Origin of the sequence: Sphingobium sp. S6 (genome assembly GCF_905120495.1) — a bacterium.
Classification (GTDB): domain Bacteria; phylum Pseudomonadota; class Alphaproteobacteria; order Sphingomonadales; family Sphingomonadaceae; genus Sphingobium; species Sphingobium agri.
The window spans coordinates 133,134-152,525 of the sequence record NZ_CAJHOG010000002.1; the positions used below are offsets into that span (position 1 = coordinate 133,134).

Sequence of the window (19,392 nt, forward strand, 5' to 3'; positions counted from 1 at the left end):
AGCCATGTTCCGCCGCCTGCTCCTGATCTTCGCGTTGCTGGCCGGGGTGCTCGGGCTGATCCCGGCCGCCGGAGCGCAAAGCTTTCCGAAGTTCGACGACAAGGGCGTCGTGGATGCCGCGAACATCCTCGACCCCGCGCAGGAACAGGCGCTCAGTCAAAAGCTGATCGCGCAGAAGCAGGCAAGCGGTCGGTCGCTGGTGGTCGCCACCATCCCCGACCTGCAAGGCTATGACATATCCGACTATGGCTACCGGCTCGGGCGTGCCTGGGGCATTGGCGACAAGGACAACCAAGGCGTCCTGCTGATCGTCGCGCCCAATGATCGCAAGGTACGGATAGAGGTCGGCTATGGCGTCGAAGGCATACTGACGGACGCACTGTCTTCGCAGATCATCCGCAACGCCATCACCCCGCGCTTCAAGGCGGGCGACATGGCAGGCGGAATCGAGGCGGGCATCGACCAGATCAGCTCGCTCCTTGCCCTCCCCCCTGACCAGGCCCGCGCACGCGCCGCGCAGGCGGAGGCCGAAATACGGCAGCAGGACAGCGGAGGCGGAGGCATCCTTGGTTTCTGGATCATCATGTTCTTCGTTTTCTTCGTGCTGCTGCCCCTCCTGTCCCGCGCGCGCGGCGGCAAACGCTATCGCCGGGGCGGCGGCGCGCCAGTGATCATCTGGGGCCCCGGCATGGGCTCCGGCTGGGGCTCGGGAGGCGGCGGCTGGGGCGGCGGAGGCGGCGGGGGCGGCGGCTTTTCCGGCGGCGGCAGCTTCGGCGGCGGCGGCGCGTCGGGGGGCTGGTAATGCAAGTGCTGCTCAGCCAGGCCGATCACGAACTTGTATCGGCCGCCGTACAGGAAGCGGAGACACACACCTCTGGTGAGATCGTGACGATCGTCGCCCGCCGGTCCGACAGCTATCATGATGTCGGGCTCAGTTGGGCGGCGGCGGCCGTCTTCCTTGCGCTGGCGCTCATGGCGGCCTTCCCTGCACACCTGCGGGCCTTCCTGTCGTCTTTGCTGCTTGATTGGGATCATGAGCTGGCAGACTGGAAACTGCTCCTGGGGCTGACAGCCATTCTCATCCTGAAATTCCTGGTGGTGCGCTATCTGCTCGCCATCATGCCGCTGCGCATGCTGATGACGCCGCGCGCGACGAAGGCCCGTCGGGTGCGCCGCCGCGCCATCCTGCTGTTTCGCACCGCAGCCGAAGCGCGCACGCATGGACGGACAGGCGTCCTCATCTATCTGTCGCTGGACGAACATCGCGCCGAAATCGTCGCCGATCGCGCCATCAACGAACAGGTCGCGCCGGAGGCATGGGGCGACGCGATGACGGCGCTGATCGAAGCCATCCGTTTGGGTAAACCCGGCGAGGGGCTGGCACAGGCCGTGGCCCAGGTGGGCGCCGTCCTCGCCACCCATTTCCCGCGGGAACAAGGCGATATCAACGAACTGCCCGACAGGCTGATCGAGTTATGAGCGAACAGGATATGGCCGCCCCCGAAGAAATCATGTGGGCGGGCCGCTTCATCACCGCCAAGCGCCGGGGCAGATGGGAATATGTCGGCCGGGCGCGCGGCATTCATGCCGCGGTGATCCTTGCCATAGACGAAGATGCGGACGGCCGCCGCCATGTGCTGCTGGTCGATCAGTTTCGCGTGCCGCTCGGCCGCCGCTGCATCGAACTCCCCGCCGGGCTGGTCGGCGACACGGAAGAAGGCGAGGAATCCGCTCTCGCCGCGATCCGCGAACTGGAAGAGGAAACCGGATACCGCGCCGGACGCATGGAGCCGGCTGGCGACTTCTACAGCTCGCCCGGCATGGTATCGGAAAGCTTCTGCCTCTTCCGCGCCCATGATTTGCAGAAGACCGGCGAGGGCGGAGGCGTGGACGGGGAGGATATCCGCGTCCACCGCGTACCGCTCGACGACGTGCCCCAGCGGATAGCCGCCTGGCGCGCCGAAGGCTTTGCCATCGACGTTAAGCTGCTGCTGTTGCTCGGCCCGGACTCGAGCCGCTGACGCGTCAAGGCACGCGATACCAGGCCGCCACCCGCTCAAGCGCCAGCGTCAGCACAAGCTTGCCTGCCCTGCTCGGCCATCCGAGCGCCCGCTCCGCTGCGGCCAGCCCCTCGCCAGCGCAGGCGACCCGCCACAATATGTCGCCCAGCCCCGGCCCGGCAGCGGCAATCGCCGCGTGGAACCGCTCCCGCGCGGAAAGTTGCGCCATGCTGGGATCGGGCGTTCCCGCGCCGCGCCGTGCCCCGCCAGTCGCAGGCGCAGCGTCCCAGCGCATCGTCACGCGCGGTCCCAGGCCCGCCTTCTCCCAATCGGCCCGCAGCAACTCGCCCGCGCTGTAATAGCGATCGCTCAAATGGCCCCGCGCGTGCAGCCAGGCCAATGGTGATTCGCCGAGATTGACGGCAACCGTCTGGATCTGCCCGGCGGGGTCCTCGATCCTCTGCTCCACATATTGGCCTCGCATCGGTTCCTCCTCTCAGATGACTGGTGGAAGGGACTTGCCACGACGAACCATTTGTAGGAAAGAACAAAAACCAAATAGGTAAAATTCTGGAACAGGCATGATCACGCGGATAAGAGAAGTTCGAAAAGCGAAGGGATTGACGCTGGAGCAGGTAGCCGCCCTCTGCCAGCCTCCGACGACCGCGCAGACCATCGGGCGCCTTGAAACCGGGACACGAACCGTATCGGTCAACTGGCTGAACCGGATTGCCGATGCGCTGGGCGTGGGATCGTCGGAGCTTGTCGCGCTTCCGGGACAAAGCGTGGTGCCGGTCGCGGCGCTGCTCGGCCCAGAAGGGGCGCGCGCCCCTACCCGCAGCCTGTCCTTCCCCCCGCCCGTCCCGGCAGACGCGATGATCGGCGTGCAGGTTTCCGCCAGCATCGGCGACTATCGCAGCGGCGATGAAATCTGGTGCCGCCGCATCGGCCCGGACGAATTTGCAAGCGCGCTCAATCGCGACATATTGCTGCCCCGCCATGCCGGGCGCTTCGTCTTCGGCCGCCTCATCGGGCGCGAGGGCGACAAGCTGCAGATCCTCCCCCTCGGCAGCGGCAGCCGCCAACAGGTGATAACTGATCCGCCCTGGGGCGCCGTCGCCGTTCAGCTGGTCAGACAATTATAGCCAAAGCCTTACTTCACCCCTAACCCTCGATTAACCGCGATGCCCTATGGGAGACGGCATGACGTTGAATGTCCTCACGCTCTCGACCCTCTTTCCGGATATGAGCCGCCCCAATTTCGGGGTGTTCGTTGAGCGGCAGGCGCGGGAACTCGCCAGCCGCCCGGACGTGAATGTCACGGTCATCGCGCCCTTGGGCATCCCCATTTGGCCGATCGGCCTCGCCAATCAATATGCCCCGCTCCGCGCCTTGCCCCGCAAGGAAAGGTGGAAGGACCTGACCGTCTACCGCCCGCTCTTTTCAACGATTCCGAAAATCGGCGCGCGCTACAATGTCGGCAGCATGACCCGCGCGATCCTGCCGCTGGTCCGCCATCTGCATGCGCAGCAGCCCTTCGACGTGATCGACGCCAGCTTCTTCTTCCCCGACGGCCCGGTCGCGCAGCGCCTCTCGCGCGCGCTCGGCATTCCCTATTCGGTCAAGGCGCGCGGCGCGGACATTCATTATTGGGGCAAGCGGCGCGACACCCGCGCCATGGTCAAGCGCGCCGGGGCTGAGGCGGCTGGCCTGCTCGCCGTTTCCAGCGCCATGCGCCGGTCGATGGTAAAGCTCGGCATGGACGCTGCCAAGATCCGGGTCCATTATACGGGCGTCGATCTCGATCGCTTCGAAATAGCCGATCGTGCCGTCGCCAAGGATGTCCTCGGCTTTGAAGGTCCGGTCGTCCTGTGCGTCGGGGCCCTCATTCCCCGCAAGGGCCAGGATCTCCTCGTGCAGGCGCTCCCTCGGCTGCCCGGCATCACGCTGCTGTTCGCTGGCCAGGGTCAATATCGCCGGTCACTGGAAAAGCAGGCGGAGGAACTTGGCGTCGATCGCCGTATCGGCTTCCTGGGTTCAGTGCCGCATGACCGGCTGCCGCGCATCTACGCCGCCGCCGATGTAATGGCGCTGCCTTCCTCTTCCGAAGGGCTCGCCAACGCCTGGGTCGAATCGCTCGCCTGTGGCACGCCGATCGTCATCACCGATGTGGGCGGCGCACGCGAACTGCTCGATCGGCCGGAAGCGGGCAAGATCGTCGATCGCGACCCTGAAGCCATCGCCGCTGCCATTGGCGAAATCCTGTACAATCCGCCCGAGCGCGAAGCGGTGCGCGACACGGCCCTGCGCTTCACCTGGGAAGCCAATGCCGACCTGCTGCTCCATCATCTCAAGGGCATAGCGCGTGGCGGCTGATCTCTAATCGCGCGCAGAAGCACGCCACATCTCCGTTAGAGGATGGGCGGTCATCACTCCTGCACCCCGCGTGCCCTGAGCCTGTCGAAGAGCTCTACTTCCTTTAAACAAGAAGGCTTTGACAAGCTCAGCCCCGAACGGATCAAGTGTTTCAGGTTATCGCACTCAACTTCAAAGCAACAGTCTCGCCCTGCCATCGGGCGTCGGAAACCGCCCCTCGTCAAAGGGGATCTCGCCCCACCGCCATGGTGTCAGCTCATCATATGCGGGGTTGGATATCGGCGCGTGCCGTCGCAGATCGAGCAGTCTTTCGCCACCATTGCGGTAGCCGGTCAGCCGCACATGCTCGCGATAGATTTCGGCGGGCCGTTCATAATGGAAAGCATCTCCCCACCCCATCGCGCGCGCAATCTGGGTAAGGCTCCACCAGTCCGGCTTCGCTTCGCCCGGCAGCGGAAAGAGGCGGCGCTGGCGACTGATCAGCCGATCGGCCCCAGTCGCCGTGCCATCCTTCTCGATCCAGACGGGGGACGGCAGCGCCAAAAGGTTTTTCGCGCCAGCTTCCGGTGCCCATGGCGTCGTCATGATGACCAGCGGCACTTTGGCGAGCAGAGCCGACAGTCGATGTTCCGGAGCAAGGCCCCCGACGACCAACAGCGCCTTGATCGTCCCTCGCTCTATCGCGTCCGGCACGTCATCGCCGGACAATCCCGGCTCCTCCGCCATGTGCGGCGCGCTCCAGAAGCGCGCCGTCGAACTCAGCGCGTCGTCGGAGAAGTCGCGATGCGCCGCCAGTTGCCTGTTGCCGCATCCGACCTCTCGCGCGCCCATCGCGTTGCTGTCCCGCGCCAGTGCGAACGCGGTCGCGCCGGGGCGCCCTATCCACTCCATCGACAGGTGAAGGTTGAGCACGGCCTGCATCAGGCCTGCGTCACCATCATCAAGCAACGTCACCACACGCCGTCCGGCCGCGACCAGATCATAGAAGGCGCGAACCTCACCCGCTTGCATCCCGCAGCGCCGGGCGACCGACCAGAGATCATGCCCGTGCCGCAAGCGCGCCCAGAAATCGGCGGGCACCACCACATGCCGGTCGAGATAGGCCCTGTTGACCAGCTTGCGCTCATGACAATGCAGCAGCAGTCCATTGAGCAGGATGGCTGCGCTTGCCCGCGTGATGTCCAGCCTAATGTCAGCCGGGATCACCTGCTCATCCGCTCCATCACTTAGCAGAATCAATCGCGCGCCATCTTCTTCCCGCGCAGCCTGGACCCGATCGGCCAATATGGGATGGTTGCGCAACGCCGCTTCGCCCGGAACCAGGATCAATTCCGCCCGGTCGACATCCTCATATGTTCCCGGCACCGCATCCTCGCCCAGCGCCCGGCGATAGATTTCCGCGGCAGCCCCGCCCGCAGAAGGGCAATCGATATGCGCGGAGCCGATGAACCCTTTCATCAGCTTGTTGGCGACATAATAATCCTCGGTGAGCAGCCCGCCCGCGACGTGCATGGCGACGCAGCCCGGCCCATGACGATGCAGGACATCCTTCAATCGCCGCGCGGCTTGGCCGATCATCCGGTCCCAGCTTAGCCGCTGCCCGTTCAGCAGGGGGTGAAGCAGCCGCCCGTCCAGGGGCACCATGGCATCGATCGCCCCGCTCCCCGCGCACAGCAGGCCGCTGTTGGTCGGGTGTACGGGATCGCCTCCGAAGGACAGGTCGCGCCCCTCCCCCGTCATGGCGCGCACGCCGCAGCCGACCGAACATTGGCCGCAAAGCGTTCGAACCACCGTCATCGCGCGAAATCAGCCAGCTTGCGTCATTTCTGGCAGGCAACGATCGCGGCGATGACGGACAGCGTTTCTTCCGGATCGCGCACGCGCACCGTGTCCAGCCCCAGTTCCTTGGCCGGATAGTCGTTGCCGCCGGGGAAGATCGCGTCGCCGATGAACATCATCGCATCCAGCGCGATGCCGCTCGCGTCGCGTAGCTTCTTGAGGCCATAGGCCTTGTCCACGCCTTCGCGCGTGATGTCGATCGATGTCGCGCCGCCCATGTTGATAGACAGGCCCGGCAACCGCTCCCGCAGGTCGGCCTGGATGATGCGGCGCTTGGCGAAGTCCGGGTCCCACCCTTCCTTGGCATGGATCGGTGCCTGCTGGCCCAGCGCGGAAAAGGTGATCTGGCTACCTCGATCCTCGATCCGCTCGCCCCAGGTTTCTTCCGGCACGAAACCCGTCGCCTCCAGCGCCTGATCGAAAGCCGCGAAGATCTTCTGCTTCTGCGCGTCGTCGAACAGCTCGGCATAAACCGGCGTCCAGGCTCCCTCTTGGTGCGTGTAGAGCTTCGTCCCGGTGGTCGGCATCAGCCACAGGCGCGACAGATCGGCGCGGGTGGGCAAGCGGCTCGCCACCTGCTTGTCGAACTGCGGCCAGTCGCCTCCGGAAATCACGGCGACATGCGCCACCGTCAACAGGTCGGCCAGCGCCTCCCCCATCTCCTCGCCCAAAGGCTGCTTGCTTTCCGCCAGCGTTCCGTCGAGATCGAAAGCGATCAATTCTTTCATAGGGACAGGCTCCTGGAATTCATGCCGGCGCAGCTACCATCAATTGAGCGATCGGCAAATGCATAGAGCCAAGGAAATGACGCCGCGCATGAGGTTGAAAAGGGAAGGCGACTGGCTGCTGCTTGGCCGGGGCAAAAGCTCGGAGGTTTTCCGCATCGGAAACGGAGAGGTGGTCAAGATCTTCCATCCAGCCGTGTCGGACGAAATGATCGACCGCGAAATGACGGCGGCAACACTCGCCTCCTCCCTCGGCCTCCCCACGGCCGCGCCGCGCGCGCGCGTCGAGGTGGAGGGCGAGCGCGCCCTCATCTATCCCGAAATCAGCGGCGTCTCGATCGCCCGCGCCATCCGCAAGCAGCCGCTGTCAGCCGCGTCGCTGCTGCGCCAAATGGCGGGGCTTCTGAACAGCGTTCATACCCCCTCCGCCTCCGGGCTGCGCACCGTCAAGTCCGTGCTGCAAACCGACATCGACTATGGCCCGGCCCCCGAAAGGCTCAAGAGCGCCGCGAGGGATTATCTCGCGCGCCTGCCGGAGGGCAGCCATATCCTTCATGGCGACTTCCACATCGACAACATCCTGGTGAGCGGCAGCGGGCTGGTGATCCTCGACTGGGCGAAAGCCGCGATCGGCGCGCCCGCCGCCGACGCCGTCCGAAGCGAGATGCTGATGCGCTTTGGCGAAGGTCCCGCCGATCCCATCACCAACATCTGGCGCGATTGGGCGGCCGGTCAGCTTGGCCACGCCTATCGCAAGCAAAGCTGCCTCACGCCTGATCAGTTGAACCAGTGGCGCCCTGTCGTCGCGCTGGCATGGCTCCGCGCGCGCCCGCCTGTCCGGGATAAAGCCTTCACGCGCTACCTGAATAAGGCCCTGCGCGATGCGGGGCTCGCGATCCTCAGCTGACCCGCGCCAGGTTGATCCGCCTGACGGGCACATCCGCGCTGCGCTCTGCCGTCGTCGATCGGCCGCACAGACGCTCCACCGCATTGTTCACCAGCATGTCGAGCCCCTGATCGCTCAGCAGGCCGCCCCGGATCAGGCATCGGTCGATCAGCACCCTGCGAAATGCCGCATACAGCGTCTGGTCCGGCGCTCCTGGATCGAGCCAGAATTCGTCCAGCGTTCCCTTGTAGACGACACCCGGCACCTTGTAGACGGCATGTCCCAGCACCAGCACCGGCTTGCCCTTGTTCAGCGCCAGCGTGCCGACCGTGCTGTTGACCGTCACGACGCCCAATGACCGCCCCACCACCTGCGCGATGTCGAGGTCGGCCAGATAATAGACCCGGTCTTCCACCCCATATCGGGCCGCCAGCCTCCGCGTCAGCCGCTCCCAGGCGACCAGCCCCGAATCAAGCGGATGGCGCTTCACCAGCAGGTAAGTGCCATCGGGCGCGTAGCGGGCGAAGCTCTTGATCACGAACCGCAAGGCCGCGCGCATATTGCCGAACGGCGAATGCACCCGGATCTGGTAATCGGAATCGAGCTGCAACGGCAGGGCGAAATAGGGCTTGTCCCGAATCTTCTCCCACTGCGCATGCGACAGGCGCACGTCCCGCTTGCGCAGCATCAGCTTCTTGAACCACCCCGCCGCCTCCAGCAGGAAGCTTTGCGGCCGATGCGTGCGGTAAAAGGGAAAGACCGGCCACATCATCGCAGACGCCAGCCCGTTGCGTGTCGTGTTGACGGCGCGCCTGCGGAAGGTCGAGGGGATTTGCGGCTCCCGCCCACCCTCCGGCGGCAGACCCAAAGCCTGATCCAGGAACCATTGCGGGTCGAGCGGCAAGGTCGAATTGCCGTTCACCCCATCTTCCTGCAACGTCATGAAATCGGGCCGGATATAGCCCTCCTCCAGCACATGGACGCGCAAGCCTCGCAGCCGCGCCATCTTGTGCGCCGACGCATGATAGGGGCGGCAGTCACCATAAAGGATCAGGTCGGTGACGCCATGCTGGACGATGAAATCGTCGAAGAAGAGCGGCCAGTTGCGAAAAGTACCGCGATAATCAGTCGCCTCCCCCGGCCAGTCGACCTTGTCCCCGCCATTGATGTTGATCCGCAGCGCCCCGTGCCCCCGCGCGCGCAAGGCATCGGCCAGCATCGCGAAAAAGGGTCCATGCGGTCCCTGGAGGAAAAGGAAGGTCTTGGCTTGGCCGTCAGCCATGGAGACGCTCGGCAGACACAGTCATAAATCTTCTAATTTTCCCCTGTAGCGTCCGCATTCGGATCAGCCATGAGATTGATGACGTCGATCCACTGCCCAAACGCTCCACCATGATTTCGGGGCCGCAGGGCAGACATGTTACCGGGTCCAGGTAACGAGGATAGAGAATGAGGGCGGCCGCGACAAGCTGGTCGATGGTCAGCTTGCGCCCCCGCCGTGGATTGGGTTCCGCCAAGTCGCGCGTCAGTCCCCACCCGGCATAGAATGGCATGCCGTGCACCGTGACGGGCCGGTCGCGCAGCAACGCCTCGAACCCCGTCAGCGACGACAGGACATGCACGTCGTCCACCGCCTGCACCAACGCCATCAGCGGCGCGCCGCTGTCCAGCGCGTCGGCATGGTCATGCACCACGGCATCGCTCAAATGCCCGCGCCGCAATCCGGCCTGCACATCGGGGTGGGGTCGGTAGATGATATGGGCATCGGGTTCGGCCCGGCGAGCCCGCTTCAACAGTCCCAGATTGCCTTCGACCCCAGCGCCGCCAAGCTGCACCGAAAGGTCATCCTCCACCTGCCCGACGACCAGCACCGTGCGCTTGGCGCTAGGAAGGCTCGGCATCTGCCCGGCATCCTGCCCATATTTGGTGACGCCCGTCGCCCGGATCGTTTCACGCAGCCGCCGCGCCCGCTCGACAAGCATTGGCGAAAAAGCATGAGTCGCGAGCAGCGTTTCCAGATCGCTCGGCCTGCCCGCATCATAATAGATGCCGGACCGATCGACGACGACAGAGCCCGGCGGCGTCAGCGCGGCGCCCAGCCCCTTCGACCGCAAGAAGCCATCCTCCACCCGCGCGACGGCAATATCCGGCGCGTCCGCCTGCAAGGAAGACGGCACCCGAGACGGCCATATCGCCAGTGCTCCATCTTCCCGTCGTGCGCGCACCACTCCCGCGCGCGGAGACAGGAATGGCGGAGACCGCACCCCATCCCACAGGAACCGCCGCATCGCTTCCCGCTTCCAGAAGGCCATGCCGCTGGCAGCGGCGATATGCCGATTGCCCTGCAAGTGGCGTCCCCACTCAGCCAGCTGCGCGATGGCTTGATCGACGCCAACCGCCTTCCCGCTGAAACAATCCCGATAGCTTGCTGCTGCCACGGCCCGCTTCGCCTCCAGCCGAAGCCGCTCCGGCGCGATGATTTCACCATCGGGCCCATGCACGGCGACCCCCAGCATCCCCGCGATGATCGCCAGTTCATCGTCAGCTTTAGCATGGACAGAGCGGGCCTGCGCCACCAGCGCCCAAGGGTCATATGCCTTGGCGGGCTGCCGCAGCGGCAGAATGACGACCTCGCGTCGATCAAGTCCGTCGCGGGAGAAGCAGCACCCCGCCCGCGCCACCAGCTTCACCCCTTCGCGCTGCCTGCCCCAATAGGCCCCGCCCACACGCGCGGCCGCGATCTGTTCGATAACGCTATCCGGCACTTCATCGGGCTCGCCCGCCCGCTCGCGCAGGATGCTCACCGCGGCCACGCGCGAGGCGATTCCGGGAAAGGGCGGCGATCGCAGGAAGGGCAGCGGCGTCACTTCGTCAAATCCAGTCCGCACCCGGCAGAAAAACGATTGTTCACAAGAGTTTCATGCGCAGCCCCGGCGGACACGTCAAGCGGGCGCGGTAGCCGTCACATCGTCCAGCAATTGCATGATGATGTCGAAATAGTCCCGCCATTGCGGGGCGCGCCATGCCTTGATGCGCGCCATCTGCGCCTCGCGTTCATGTGAATCCGGCATGGCATAGGCCTCGATCAGGCGCATCCAGCCGAGCCCGTCCAGCGGATCGAGATAATCGGGCGCCTCGCCACCCACTTCCCGATGCGCGACGATGTCGCTGCAAATCACCGGCACGCCTACCGACAGCGCCTCTATCACCGGAATGCCGAACCCCTCCTCGAACGAAGGCATCAGCATCGCCCTTGCGCCAGCGACCAGCGCGTGCATTTCCGTGTCAGGCACACTGCCCGCTTCAATGACATGGCCGCGCAAGATCTCGGCACGCTCCAGCATGTCGACGACATTCTCATTTTCCCAGCCACGGCGGCCGATCAGCACCAGAACCGGAGCCCGATCACCCAGCCGCTCCACCAACCGTCGCCATAGATTGAGCAGCAGCAGGTGGTTCTTTCGCGGCTCGATCGTGGAGATATACACGAAATAGGGCCGCGACGGCACATTGTGGCTTTCGCCCCCGAATATGTCTGGCGGGTCAGCGCCGAAATGCGCAACGCACAGGCTGCGCCCTTCCATGCTCCGCGTCATGAAGGGGCCAAGCGCATCGATCGTCGCCTGGCTGTTGCCTATGATCCCGTCGGCATAGCGGTCGATCGTGCGTATCCGCCGCCGATGCTCTGCCGCCCCCTGCGGCCGGGCGAACTCTGGATGGGTTAGCGGGATGACATCATGCACAAGCGTCACGAACCGCGCGCCTTCCGCCCGCAATATTGCACCAACCTGATCGGGATCGTCCAGATGATGGGGCGACACTTGCAGATAGACGCGAGGGCTGCGGGCGCGCGGCACCGGGCGTGGCCGCAGCGCGATCAGGTGCCGGATAACAGCGGCGCGCCCCGCCGCCTCGTCCTTGACGCTGCTGTTGCGCCAGCGCGCTGCCGTGAACGCCAGAAACTGCCGCACCGCCGCGCCGTTCAGGCGGCCATAATAGCCGCCCGCCGGATGCACGGCGGCAAAGGCCAGCCGGTCTGGAATCCGCTCCAGCAGTTCGCGCGCATAGACATATTCGACCCGGTCGATCCCCGTTGGCGCTGCATGGAAGCTGCGCGACAACAGGCGCGAGATGTCGAGGATGATCTCCGCCTTGCCATCGGCCGCCGCGACATAGCTCCTCGCCGGCTTCGATCGCAGCGCGAGCCGGGCACCCGGCGCCTTGAAGGGTTTCAGCGCCATGTCAGCACTTCTTCATATATCCGGCCATGGAAGGACGCGCCGGACTCAGAACTGGGCACGAATCTCTTCCGCCAGCGCTTCGAGGGCAGCGGGATCAGCGAAATTGCCCTGTGCATGAGCGGAAAAGCCCATCGGCCCGCCCTGCCAGCGTGGCACGATGTGGAAATGCAGATGAAAGACGGTCTGCCCGGCAGGCGCACCGTTGAACTGCGCGACATGGATACCGTCGGGCTTCAGCGCCTTGGCAGTCGCATTGGCGACCTTCTTCACCGTCGCCATCACCTGCGCCAGCGCCTCATCCTCGATCTCCAGGATGTTGCGCGCCTTGGACCATTTGGAAATGACCAGGCTGTGCCCCTTCGACTGCGGCTGAATGTCCAGGAACGCATAGGTATGCGCATCCTCATACAGCTTGGTCGAAGGGATCTTGCCCTGGAGGATCAGTGCAAAGACATTGCCTTCGTCATAAGTGCCTTCAAGGCTCATGTCCGGTTCCTCAGCTCAGATAATGAGCCGTGGTCTTAGCGGCGACTTCCTCCGCCGTCACGCCCGGTGCGAGTTCGATGAGCTTGAACGGGCTGCCATGGTCAGGCCGCTGGAAGACGCAAAGGTCGGTGACGATCATGTCCACGACATTCTTGCCCGTCAGCGGCAATGTGCAGGCCGGGATGAATTTCGGGCTGCCGTCCTTGGACGTATGTTCCATGACGACGATAATCTTCTTGACGCCAGCGACCAGGTCCATGGCACCGCCCATGCCCTTGATCATCTTGCCGGGGATCATCCAGTTGGCGATGTCGCCATTTTCCGCGACCTCCATCGCGCCAAGCACGGTCAGGTCGATATGCCCGCCCCGGATCATGGCGAAGCTGTCGGCGCTGGAGAAATAGACCGTGTTCGGCAGTTCGCTGATCGTCTGCTTGCCTGCGTTGATCAGGTCTGCATCCTCCTCGCCCTCATAAGGGAAGGGGCCGATACCCAGCATGCCGTTTTCCGACTGCAGCGTCACTTCGACACCCGCCGGAATATGGTTTGCCACCAGCGTCGGGATACCGATGCCAAGGTTCACGTAGAAACCGTCCTTGAGCTCCTTCGCCGCCCGCGCGGCCATCTCGTCACGAGTCCAAGGCATCAGGCGGTCTCCCTCTGGCGAACAGTGCGGAATTCGATCTTCTTGTCGTAGGGCGCGCCGATGATCATGCGCTTCACATAAATGCCGGGCAGATGGATGCTGTCGGGGTTCAGGCTGCCGACCGGCACCACTTCCTCGACTTCGGCGACGCAGATCTTGGCGGCGGTCGCCATGGGGGCGTTGAAGTTGCGCGCAGTCTTGCGGAAGATGAGGTTGCCGCTCTCATCCGCCTTCCAGCCCTTGATGATCGACACATCGGCAAAGATGCCGCGTTCAAGGATATAATCCTGCCCGTCGAAATTCTTCACTTCCTTGCCTTCAGCGACCGCCGTGCCGACGCCCGTCTTCGTGTAGAAGCCCGGAATGCCAGCACCGCCAGCGCGGCAGCGCTCCGCCAGCGTGCCTTGGGGTGAAAACTCCACCTCCAATTCGCCGCTCAGATATTGTCGCTCGAACTCCTTGTTCTCGCCGACATAGGAGCTGATCATTTTCTTGACCTGGCGGGTGCGCAGCAGCTTGCCGAGCCCTTCGCCGTCGATCCCGGCATTGTTGGACGCGATGGTGAGGTCCTTCACCCCCGAATCACGGATCGCGTCGATCAGGCGCTCGGGAATTCCGCAAAGCCCAAAGCCGCCCGCACAAAGATGCATGCCATCAAAGAGAAGGCCCTCCAACGCAGACGCAGCATCGGGGTACAGCTTATTGACCATCGCTTTTCCTCCTCCTGAATGCGTTTAGCCCATAAGCGGAAGCGGCCGGACGGTCAATTTGCTGCAATGGCGAAAGTGATGCGGCTCCGGCTCGGTTCCAGCGAAGGCGGATTAGATAAGGCCAGCAAGCGGGCTCGACGGATCGGCATACATGCGCTTCCCCATCCGACCTGCGCGATAAGCCATGCGCCCGGCCTCGACGCCGGCCTTCATCGCCGCCGCCATCAGCACTGGATCCTTGGCCTCCGCGATGGCCGTGTTCATCAGCACGCCCGTGCAGCCCAATTCCATCGCCTCGGCCGCTTCGGACGCGGTGCCCACGCCAGCATCGACCAGCACCGGCAGCTTCGTGCCCTCGACGATCAGGCGGATCGTCACCCGGTTCTGAATGCCAAGGCCCGAGCCGATCGGCGCACCCAACGGCATGATCGCCACCGCGCCCGCATCTTCCAGCCGCTTGGCCGCGATCGGATCATCGACGCAATAAACCATCGGCTTGAAGCCTTCCTTGGCCAGGATTTCCGTCGCGCGCAGCGTCTCCACCATGTCGGGATAGAGCGTCCGCGCTTCGCCCAGCACCTCCAGCTTGACGAGGTCCCAGCCACCTGCCTCCCGCGCCAGCCGCAACGTCCGGATCGCCTCTTCACCGGTATAGCAACCCGCCGTATTGGGCAGATAGGCGATCTTCCGGGGATCGATAAAGTCCGTCAGCATCGGCGCGTTCGGGTCCGACACATTCACGCGCCGCACCGCCACCGTGACGATCTCCGCCCCCGAAGCCGCGACTGCCGCCGCATTCTGCTCGAAATTCTTGTATTTCCCGGTGCCGACGATCAGCCGCGACCGGAACGTCTTGCCCGCGACGCTCCAGCTATCCTCATCGACAGCCGACACATCGCCGCCACCGACAAAATGCACGATCTCCAGATCATCGCCATCCTCGACGCACACCTGCGCCAGCGTCGACCGGGGCACGACCTCCAGGTTACGCTCAACCGCCACCTTCTCCGGCGCGAAGCCAAGCTCGCTCGCCAATTCCGCCAGCGTGATGCCTGCGCGCACGCGGCGATGCTCGCCATTGATGGTGATCGATAAGGTGCCGTCGACGTGCAATGCTTTATCCAGTCTTCAATTCACAGAACGTGTCTCGACTTGGCGCGACACGAAAGGCTAAGGATCAGCGCTGCATATAGGGGCCGCGACGCCCCTGCCGCAACATGCTAAGGGGGATTGCCATGGCCGATGCACGGAAAATCTATGTGTTGAATGGCCCCAACCTCAACATGCTGGGCACGCGGGAGCCGGACATCTACGGCTATGACACGCTCGACGACATTGCCGAGCGGATGGAAGACGCGGCGCAGCGCGCTCATGTCGAAATCGACTTCCGCCAGTCCAATCATGAAGGCCACCTGATCGACTGGCTCCAGGAAGGGCATGAGGAAGGCGCGCATGCCATCATCCTTAATCCGGGCGGCCTCACCCACACTTCCATCGCGCTGCATGACGCGATCAAGGGCATCAGCATACCCGTGATCGAGGTTCACCTGTCGAACCCGCATGCCCGCGAGCCGTTCCGCCACAAAAGCTATGTCGGCATGGCGGCAAAGGGCACGATCGCCGGCTTTGGCGCGATGTCCTACATGCTGGCGCTGGAAGCCGCACTGGAACTTTAAGCCGCCAGCAGTTTTGGCGCTCAAAAGTTGCGCTTTGGCCTAAATGCGCATAGGCGCGGGCATCACATAAGACATTTCACCGTCCAGGGACTTCAAATGAACGACAAGGCTGAAAAGGGCGCAATGCAGGTGGACGTGCAGCTGGTGCGGGATCTCGCCGCGCTGCTCGACGACACCAACCTGACGGAAATCGAGGTTGAGGACGGCGATCGCAAGATCCGCGTCGCACGCAAGGCGGCCAGCGGCGGCAACGCCATCGCCTACGCCCCCGCGCCGGTCGCCGCAGCCCCGGTCGCCGCTCCTGCGCCCGCCGCCGCTCCGGCCGTTGCCGCTGCGCCTGCCGTTGCCGCCAACGCCGTCCGATCGCCCATCGTCGGCACCGCCTATCTCTCGGCGGAACCGGGCGCTGCTCCCTTCGCCGCCGTCGGTGCGACCGTGAAGGCTGGCGACACTGTCCTCATCGTGGAAGCGATGAAGGTCATGAACGCCATCACCGCGCCCAACGCGGGCACGGTCAAGGCCGTGCTGGTCGATAATGGCCAGCCGGTTGAATATGACCAGCCGCTGATCGTCATCGAATAAGGGCCGCTTCACACATGGCCATCGAAAAGCTGCTGATCGCGAACCGGGGCGAAATCGCGCTCCGCATCCACCGCGCCTGCCATGAAATGGGCATCAAGACGGTGGCGGTGCACTCCACCGCCGACGCCGATGCCATGCATGTGCGGCTCGCCGACGAAGCGATCTGCATCGGCCCGCCCGCGGCCAAGGACAGCTATCTCAACATCGCCGCGATCATCTCCGCCGCCGAAATCTCCGGCGCGGATGCGATCCACCCGGGCTATGGCTTCCTCTCCGAAAACGCTCAGTTCGCGGAAATCGTGGAAGCGCACGGCCTCGCCTTCGTCGGCCCCAAGCCGGAACATATCCGCATCATGGGCGACAAGGTCGAAGCCAAGCGTACCGCAGGCGCGCTCGGCCTGCCGCTCGTCCCCGGCTCCGATGGCGCGCTGTCGACGGTCGAGGAAGCCCGCGAAGTCGCCGCCAGGATCGGCTACCCCGTGCTTATCAAGGCAGCCTCGGGCGGCGGCGGGCGCGGCATGAAGGTCGTGCCCTCCGAAGATCAGCTCGAAACGCTGATGCGCCAGGCCGGATCGGAGGCGAAGGCGGCATTTGGCGACGACACCGTCTATATGGAAAAATATCTGGGCAATCCCCGGCATATCGAATTCCAGGTCTTCGGCGACGGCAATGGCGCCGCCATCCACTTGGGCGAGCGCGACTGCTCGCTCCAGCGCCGTCACCAGAAGGTGCTGGAGGAAGCTCCCTCCCCCGTCCTCTCCGCCGCAGAGCGCGACCGGATGGGCGAAGTCGTGCGCAAGGCGATGGCCGACATGGGCTATCGCGGCGCGGGCACGATCGAGTTCCTGTGGGAAAATGGTGAATTCTACTTCATCGAGATGAACACCCGCCTTCAGGTGGAGCATCCGGTGACGGAAATGATCACCGGCCTCGACCTCGTCCGCGAACAGATCCGCGTTGCTGAGGGCAAGCCGCTCTCCGTCACGCAGGAAGAGATCGAGTTTCACGGCCACGCCATCGAATGCCGCATCAATGCGGAAGATCCGCGCACCTTCGCACCTTCGCCCGGCACCGTCACCAGCTATCATGTCCCCGGCGGCATGCACGTCCGCGTCGATAGCGGCCTGTATCAGGGTTATAGGGTGCCGCCCTATTATGACAGCATGATCGGCAAGCTGATCGTCTATGGCCGCACGCGCGAAGGGTGCATCATGCGCCTCAAGCGCGCGCTGGAGGAATATGTGATCGAAGGCATGAAGACCACGATCCCGCTCCACCAGAAGCTGCTCAAGGACCCCGAATTCCTGAGCGGCGACTACACCATCAAATGGCTGGAGGAGTGGTTGGCGAAGGACGAACAGGCGTGAAGGCCACCATCTGGCACAATCCCCGCTGCTCCAAATCGCGCGCCGCGCTTGCGATCCTTGAGGAGACACCGGGGGTAGAGGTCGAGGTGGTGGAGTATCTGAAAACCTCGCCCACCCGTGCAGAGATCGAAGCGGTGCTGACGAAAGCAGGCGTGCGCCCTTCCGAAGCGCTGCGCAAGGGCGAAGCGGTGGTGAAGGACATCGGCCTCGACGTCGCCGATGACGAAGCGGTCCTCGATGCCATGGCGCAGCACCCGATCCTGATCGAACGCGCTATCGTGATCACCGACAAGGGCGCGGTCATCGCCCGCCCGCCCGAACGGTTAAGCAAAGTTCTTTAGCGATCGAGCTTCCGCGGAATCGATGACAAATCCGGACCTCCAACCGGGCGGACATCGCTTTGACGAGGTCGCGGGATTTGCCAGCTTCAATGGAAGCACATCCATTACGTCATCCTGCTTTACTAGGGAAATTCGATGCGCCTGCCTCTGATAGCTGCCATTTCAGTAGCCGCGTTATTATCTGCTTGTGGCGGAGGATCTGACGGCGGTTCAAGTGAGCCGACTCCTGCACCAGCGCCAACCCCCGGCCTCAGCCCTACACCAACAGTCTTTAGCGCGGTCAGCGCTGGTCCCTTGCTTGCGCCAATATCGTTCGACCTAAATGGCGACGGCACGACCGATGCAACCAGCACGACATCCGCCAAGGGACAGTTTGGGCAGGGCGTCAATGTCTTGCAGTCGTCGCTTGGTTTCGGGACGGTGCCGACAACTGCGACTGGTCGCATGAGCATGGGCTGGGGCATCGACGCGACAACGGGTCTGATTGTCGGCCATATGAGCGCACCCATTGGCGCCACGATCATTTCGCCACTTACTACCCTGATCGACATTCAGGGATCAGCAGACTCGGTGAGAAGGGCGCTGAGACTTGATGCAGGTCCCTACGCTGTGCGCTCGGAAACAGATTTGCTACAGTTCAATCCTGCCCTGAACTGGCAGAATAGCGATACAGCCATCTCTCAAGACGCGGGCCGCCTCACCACGATCAACCTACAACTGCTCGCGCTTGCGGCATATTTCACGGAGACGCCTGGAGACCCTGTAGATGTAGGTGTATCACTGGCGAAGGTGTCGCAGCATATATCAGGTGCCATGGTCACCAACGCGACGTTGGATTTGACCAGTCAAGCTAGCATCGTGGCGCTAATGGCTGTGTTAGGCCCGGCTCCTGACCTGAATATCCCCACTGACTGGCGTGACGCCAAGGCCGATCTGATCGCGAAATATATGACGGCAATGCCCGTCCGAATCAGAGATGAGGCCGATGTTCGAGCTTGGGCTTATACGTTTCGCTTTTTCATCTTACCGGAGCTGAAAATCCTTGATCGTCGATGGCCTAATCCGGCTGCAGCCAGGATAGCAGCTATTCAACCAGCCGACATCGCGGAAGTTGCGGAGAGCTTTCGCTCAGTTCCCGCACCAGTGGTCGGTTCCCTGATGGCTGTGCCCGACTATAGAGAAGTGACTGACTCGTCGTCGCCGCCATATTCCTTGATCTTGAATGATTGCGCCGCATTAACCCCTTCGCGCCTGCCCACGTGCAGTGATTGGCCGATCTTTCGCGGGCCAGATTCGACAGAGTTGACCGCTGTTCAAGCAACGGAACCCGGCAAACTGACTGCCAGCCTGACAAAAGGCAGCATCTATCTAAACCGAGTTGGCACGTTCACCGGACTGACGCACGTCACCTATGAGACACGCTCTGCATCTGGCGATGTGGCGACCGGTACGATCTTCGTGCGGGTTCGAGAACCAGATTAAAGGTAATATCGCGCAGGGATAATAGGCCTGTCCTC

Annotated in this window: 21 protein-coding genes; 11 read left to right on the plus strand and 10 right to left on the minus strand. The window is 63.6% G+C overall.

The genetic code is table 11. The features are described from left to right. Positions 1–4: 4 nt before the first annotated feature. From SPHS8_RS07725 to SPHS8_RS07735, 3 genes are read left to right on the plus strand one after another with little or no spacing between them, the layout of a single operon-like run. Entirely contained in the window at positions 5–802 is a 798-nt protein-coding gene (locus SPHS8_RS07725) for a TPM domain-containing protein (RefSeq protein WP_201514998.1), read from the plus strand. Continuing rightward, complete coding sequence (locus SPHS8_RS07730; RefSeq protein WP_201514999.1) at positions 802–1,479, plus strand: TPM domain-containing protein; 678 nt, start codon at positions 802–804, stop codon at positions 1,477–1,479. Before SPHS8_RS07725 ends, SPHS8_RS07730 begins: the two co-directional genes overlap by 1 nt. Then, complete coding sequence (locus SPHS8_RS07735) at positions 1,476–2,021, plus strand: NUDIX hydrolase (RefSeq protein ID WP_201515000.1); 546 nt, start codon at positions 1,476–1,478, stop codon at positions 2,019–2,021. The genes SPHS8_RS07730 and SPHS8_RS07735 overlap by 4 nt, the downstream gene beginning before the upstream one ends. A gap of 4 nt (positions 2,022–2,025) precedes the next feature. Here SPHS8_RS07735 and SPHS8_RS07740 read toward each other — a convergent pair whose 3' ends face one another. Next, the gene (locus SPHS8_RS07740; RefSeq protein ID WP_201515001.1) at positions 2,026–2,484 is read right to left on the minus strand and encodes a DUF6456 domain-containing protein; all 459 of its coding nucleotides are present in this window, start codon (positions 2,482–2,484) and stop codon (positions 2,026–2,028) included. 97 nt (positions 2,485–2,581) lie between these two features. Here SPHS8_RS07740 and SPHS8_RS07745 point away from each other — a divergent pair, with 97 nt between their 5' ends. Together SPHS8_RS07745 and SPHS8_RS07750 are read left to right on the plus strand one after the other, a co-directional pair. Further along, positions 2,582–3,145, plus strand: coding sequence for a helix-turn-helix domain-containing protein (locus tag SPHS8_RS07745; RefSeq protein ID WP_201515002.1), 564 nt, complete (start codon positions 2,582–2,584; stop codon positions 3,143–3,145). 58 nt (positions 3,146–3,203) lie between these two features. Further along, the gene (locus SPHS8_RS07750) at positions 3,204–4,376 is read left to right on the plus strand and encodes a glycosyltransferase (protein ID WP_201515003.1); all 1,173 of its coding nucleotides are present in this window, start codon (positions 3,204–3,206) and stop codon (positions 4,374–4,376) included. Positions 4,377–4,547: 171 nt separating this feature from the next. Here the strand turns inward: SPHS8_RS07750 and SPHS8_RS07755 are convergent, their stop codons facing one another. Then, positions 4,548–6,173: a molybdopterin-dependent oxidoreductase gene (locus SPHS8_RS07755; protein WP_201515004.1), complete on the minus strand. Its 1,626-nt coding sequence runs from the start codon at positions 6,171–6,173 to the stop codon at positions 4,548–4,550. A gap of 23 nt (positions 6,174–6,196) precedes the next feature. After that, positions 6,197–6,943: an HAD-IIB family hydrolase gene (locus SPHS8_RS07760; RefSeq protein WP_097090971.1), complete on the minus strand. Its 747-nt coding sequence runs from the start codon at positions 6,941–6,943 to the stop codon at positions 6,197–6,199. Between the two features lie 88 nt (positions 6,944–7,031). Between SPHS8_RS07760 and SPHS8_RS07765 the strand changes: the two genes are divergently transcribed. Further along, entirely contained in the window at positions 7,032–7,847 is an 816-nt protein-coding gene (locus SPHS8_RS07765) for a phosphotransferase family protein (RefSeq protein WP_201515005.1), read from the plus strand. Here the strand turns inward: SPHS8_RS07765 and SPHS8_RS07770 are convergent. The 7 genes from SPHS8_RS07770 to thiS form a co-directional block, all read right to left on the minus strand. Then, positions 7,840–9,108 carry a capsule biosynthesis protein gene (locus SPHS8_RS07770; protein WP_201515006.1) on the minus strand — a complete coding sequence of 423 codons (1,269 nt, stop codon included), beginning with the start codon at positions 9,106–9,108 and terminating at the stop codon, positions 7,840–7,842. The genes SPHS8_RS07765 and SPHS8_RS07770 overlap by 8 nt on opposite strands. Continuing rightward, entirely contained in the window at positions 9,101–10,693 is a 1,593-nt protein-coding gene (locus SPHS8_RS07775; RefSeq protein ID WP_201515007.1) for a capsular polysaccharide export protein, LipB/KpsS family, read from the minus strand. Before SPHS8_RS07775 ends, SPHS8_RS07770 begins: the two co-directional genes overlap by 8 nt. A 75-nt stretch (positions 10,694–10,768) precedes the next feature. Then, entirely contained in the window at positions 10,769–12,067 is a 1,299-nt protein-coding gene (locus SPHS8_RS07780; RefSeq protein WP_201515008.1) for a glycosyltransferase family 4 protein, read from the minus strand. A 45-nt stretch (positions 12,068–12,112) separates the two neighbouring features. Continuing rightward, positions 12,113–12,553, minus strand: a complete 441-nt coding sequence (locus SPHS8_RS07785) for an HIT family protein (protein ID WP_097090968.1) — start codon at positions 12,551–12,553, stop codon at positions 12,113–12,115. A 10-nt stretch (positions 12,554–12,563) separates the two neighbouring features. Then, a complete protein-coding gene (locus SPHS8_RS07790; protein WP_201515009.1) occupies positions 12,564–13,199 on the minus strand; it encodes a CoA transferase subunit B in 636 nt (211 codons plus the stop codon). Then, entirely contained in the window at positions 13,199–13,909 is a 711-nt protein-coding gene (locus SPHS8_RS07795; RefSeq protein WP_097090966.1) for a CoA transferase subunit A, read from the minus strand. The genes SPHS8_RS07790 and SPHS8_RS07795 overlap by 1 nt, the downstream gene beginning before the upstream one ends. Positions 13,910–14,020: 111 nt before the next feature. Further along, a complete protein-coding gene (gene thiS / locus SPHS8_RS07800) occupies positions 14,021–15,022 on the minus strand; it encodes a sulfur carrier protein ThiS (protein ID WP_201515010.1) in 1,002 nt (333 codons plus the stop codon). A 122-nt stretch (positions 15,023–15,144) separates the two neighbouring features. Here thiS and aroQ point away from each other — a divergent pair, with 122 nt between their 5' ends. The 5 genes from aroQ (at position 15,145) to SPHS8_RS07825 (ending at position 19,357) form a co-directional block, all read left to right on the plus strand. Continuing rightward, positions 15,145–15,585: a type II 3-dehydroquinate dehydratase gene (aroQ, locus tag SPHS8_RS07805; protein ID WP_201515011.1), complete on the plus strand. Its 441-nt coding sequence runs from the start codon at positions 15,145–15,147 to the stop codon at positions 15,583–15,585. A gap of 96 nt (positions 15,586–15,681) precedes the next feature. Next, a complete protein-coding gene (accB, locus tag SPHS8_RS07810) occupies positions 15,682–16,167 on the plus strand; it encodes an acetyl-CoA carboxylase biotin carboxyl carrier protein (protein ID WP_201515012.1) in 486 nt (161 codons plus the stop codon). Between the two features lie 14 nt (positions 16,168–16,181). After that, a complete protein-coding gene (gene accC / locus SPHS8_RS07815; protein ID WP_201515013.1) occupies positions 16,182–17,534 on the plus strand; it encodes an acetyl-CoA carboxylase biotin carboxylase subunit in 1,353 nt (450 codons plus the stop codon). Further along, complete coding sequence (arsC, locus tag SPHS8_RS07820) at positions 17,531–17,875, plus strand: arsenate reductase (glutaredoxin) (protein WP_201515014.1); 345 nt, start codon at positions 17,531–17,533, stop codon at positions 17,873–17,875. The genes accC and arsC overlap by 4 nt, the downstream gene beginning before the upstream one ends. A 135-nt stretch (positions 17,876–18,010) precedes the next feature. After that, entirely contained in the window at positions 18,011–19,357 is a 1,347-nt protein-coding gene (locus SPHS8_RS07825; protein WP_201515015.1) for a hypothetical protein, read from the plus strand. The last annotated feature ends 35 nt before the right edge of the window (positions 19,358–19,392 follow it).

Bases quoted from the DNA above. Each gene is read 5' to 3' on its own strand.
- SPHS8_RS07785 (WP_097090968.1), bottom strand. From the start codon at position 12,553: ATGAGCCTTGAAGGCACTTATGACGAAGGCAATGTCTTTGCACTGATC.
- SPHS8_RS07790 (WP_201515009.1), bottom strand. From the start codon at position 13,199: ATGCCTTGGACTCGTGACGAGATGGCCGCGCGGGCGGCGAAGGAGCTC.
- SPHS8_RS07765 (WP_201515005.1), top strand. From the start codon at position 7,032: ATGAGGTTGAAAAGGGAAGGCGACTGGCTGCTGCTTGGCCGGGGCAAA.
- accC (WP_201515013.1), top strand. From the start codon at position 16,182: ATGGCCATCGAAAAGCTGCTGATCGCGAACCGGGGCGAAATCGCGCTC.
- accB (WP_201515012.1), top strand. From the start codon at position 15,682: ATGAACGACAAGGCTGAAAAGGGCGCAATGCAGGTGGACGTGCAGCTG.
- SPHS8_RS07725 (WP_201514998.1), top strand. From the start codon at position 5: ATGTTCCGCCGCCTGCTCCTGATCTTCGCGTTGCTGGCCGGGGTGCTC.
- SPHS8_RS07760 (WP_097090971.1), bottom strand. From the start codon at position 6,943: ATGAAAGAATTGATCGCTTTCGATCTCGACGGAACGCTGGCGGAAAGC.
- SPHS8_RS07750 (WP_201515003.1), top strand. From the start codon at position 3,204: ATGACGTTGAATGTCCTCACGCTCTCGACCCTCTTTCCGGATATGAGC.
- aroQ (WP_201515011.1), top strand. From the start codon at position 15,145: ATGGCCGATGCACGGAAAATCTATGTGTTGAATGGCCCCAACCTCAAC.
- SPHS8_RS07780 (WP_201515008.1), bottom strand. From the start codon at position 12,067: ATGGCGCTGAAACCCTTCAAGGCGCCGGGTGCCCGGCTCGCGCTGCGA.
- SPHS8_RS07795 (WP_097090966.1), bottom strand. From the start codon at position 13,909: ATGGTCAATAAGCTGTACCCCGATGCTGCGTCTGCGTTGGAGGGCCTT.
- SPHS8_RS07740 (WP_201515001.1), bottom strand. From the start codon at position 2,484: ATGCGAGGCCAATATGTGGAGCAGAGGATCGAGGACCCCGCCGGGCAG.
- SPHS8_RS07755 (WP_201515004.1), bottom strand. From the start codon at position 6,173: ATGACGGTGGTTCGAACGCTTTGCGGCCAATGTTCGGTCGGCTGCGGC.
- SPHS8_RS07730 (WP_201514999.1), top strand. From the start codon at position 802: ATGCAAGTGCTGCTCAGCCAGGCCGATCACGAACTTGTATCGGCCGCC.
- SPHS8_RS07735 (WP_201515000.1), top strand. From the start codon at position 1,476: ATGAGCGAACAGGATATGGCCGCCCCCGAAGAAATCATGTGGGCGGGC.
- SPHS8_RS07745 (WP_201515002.1), top strand. From the start codon at position 2,582: ATGATCACGCGGATAAGAGAAGTTCGAAAAGCGAAGGGATTGACGCTG.
- SPHS8_RS07825 (WP_201515015.1), top strand. From the start codon at position 18,011: ATGCGCCTGCCTCTGATAGCTGCCATTTCAGTAGCCGCGTTATTATCT.
- SPHS8_RS07770 (WP_201515006.1), bottom strand. From the start codon at position 9,108: ATGGCTGACGGCCAAGCCAAGACCTTCCTTTTCCTCCAGGGACCGCAT.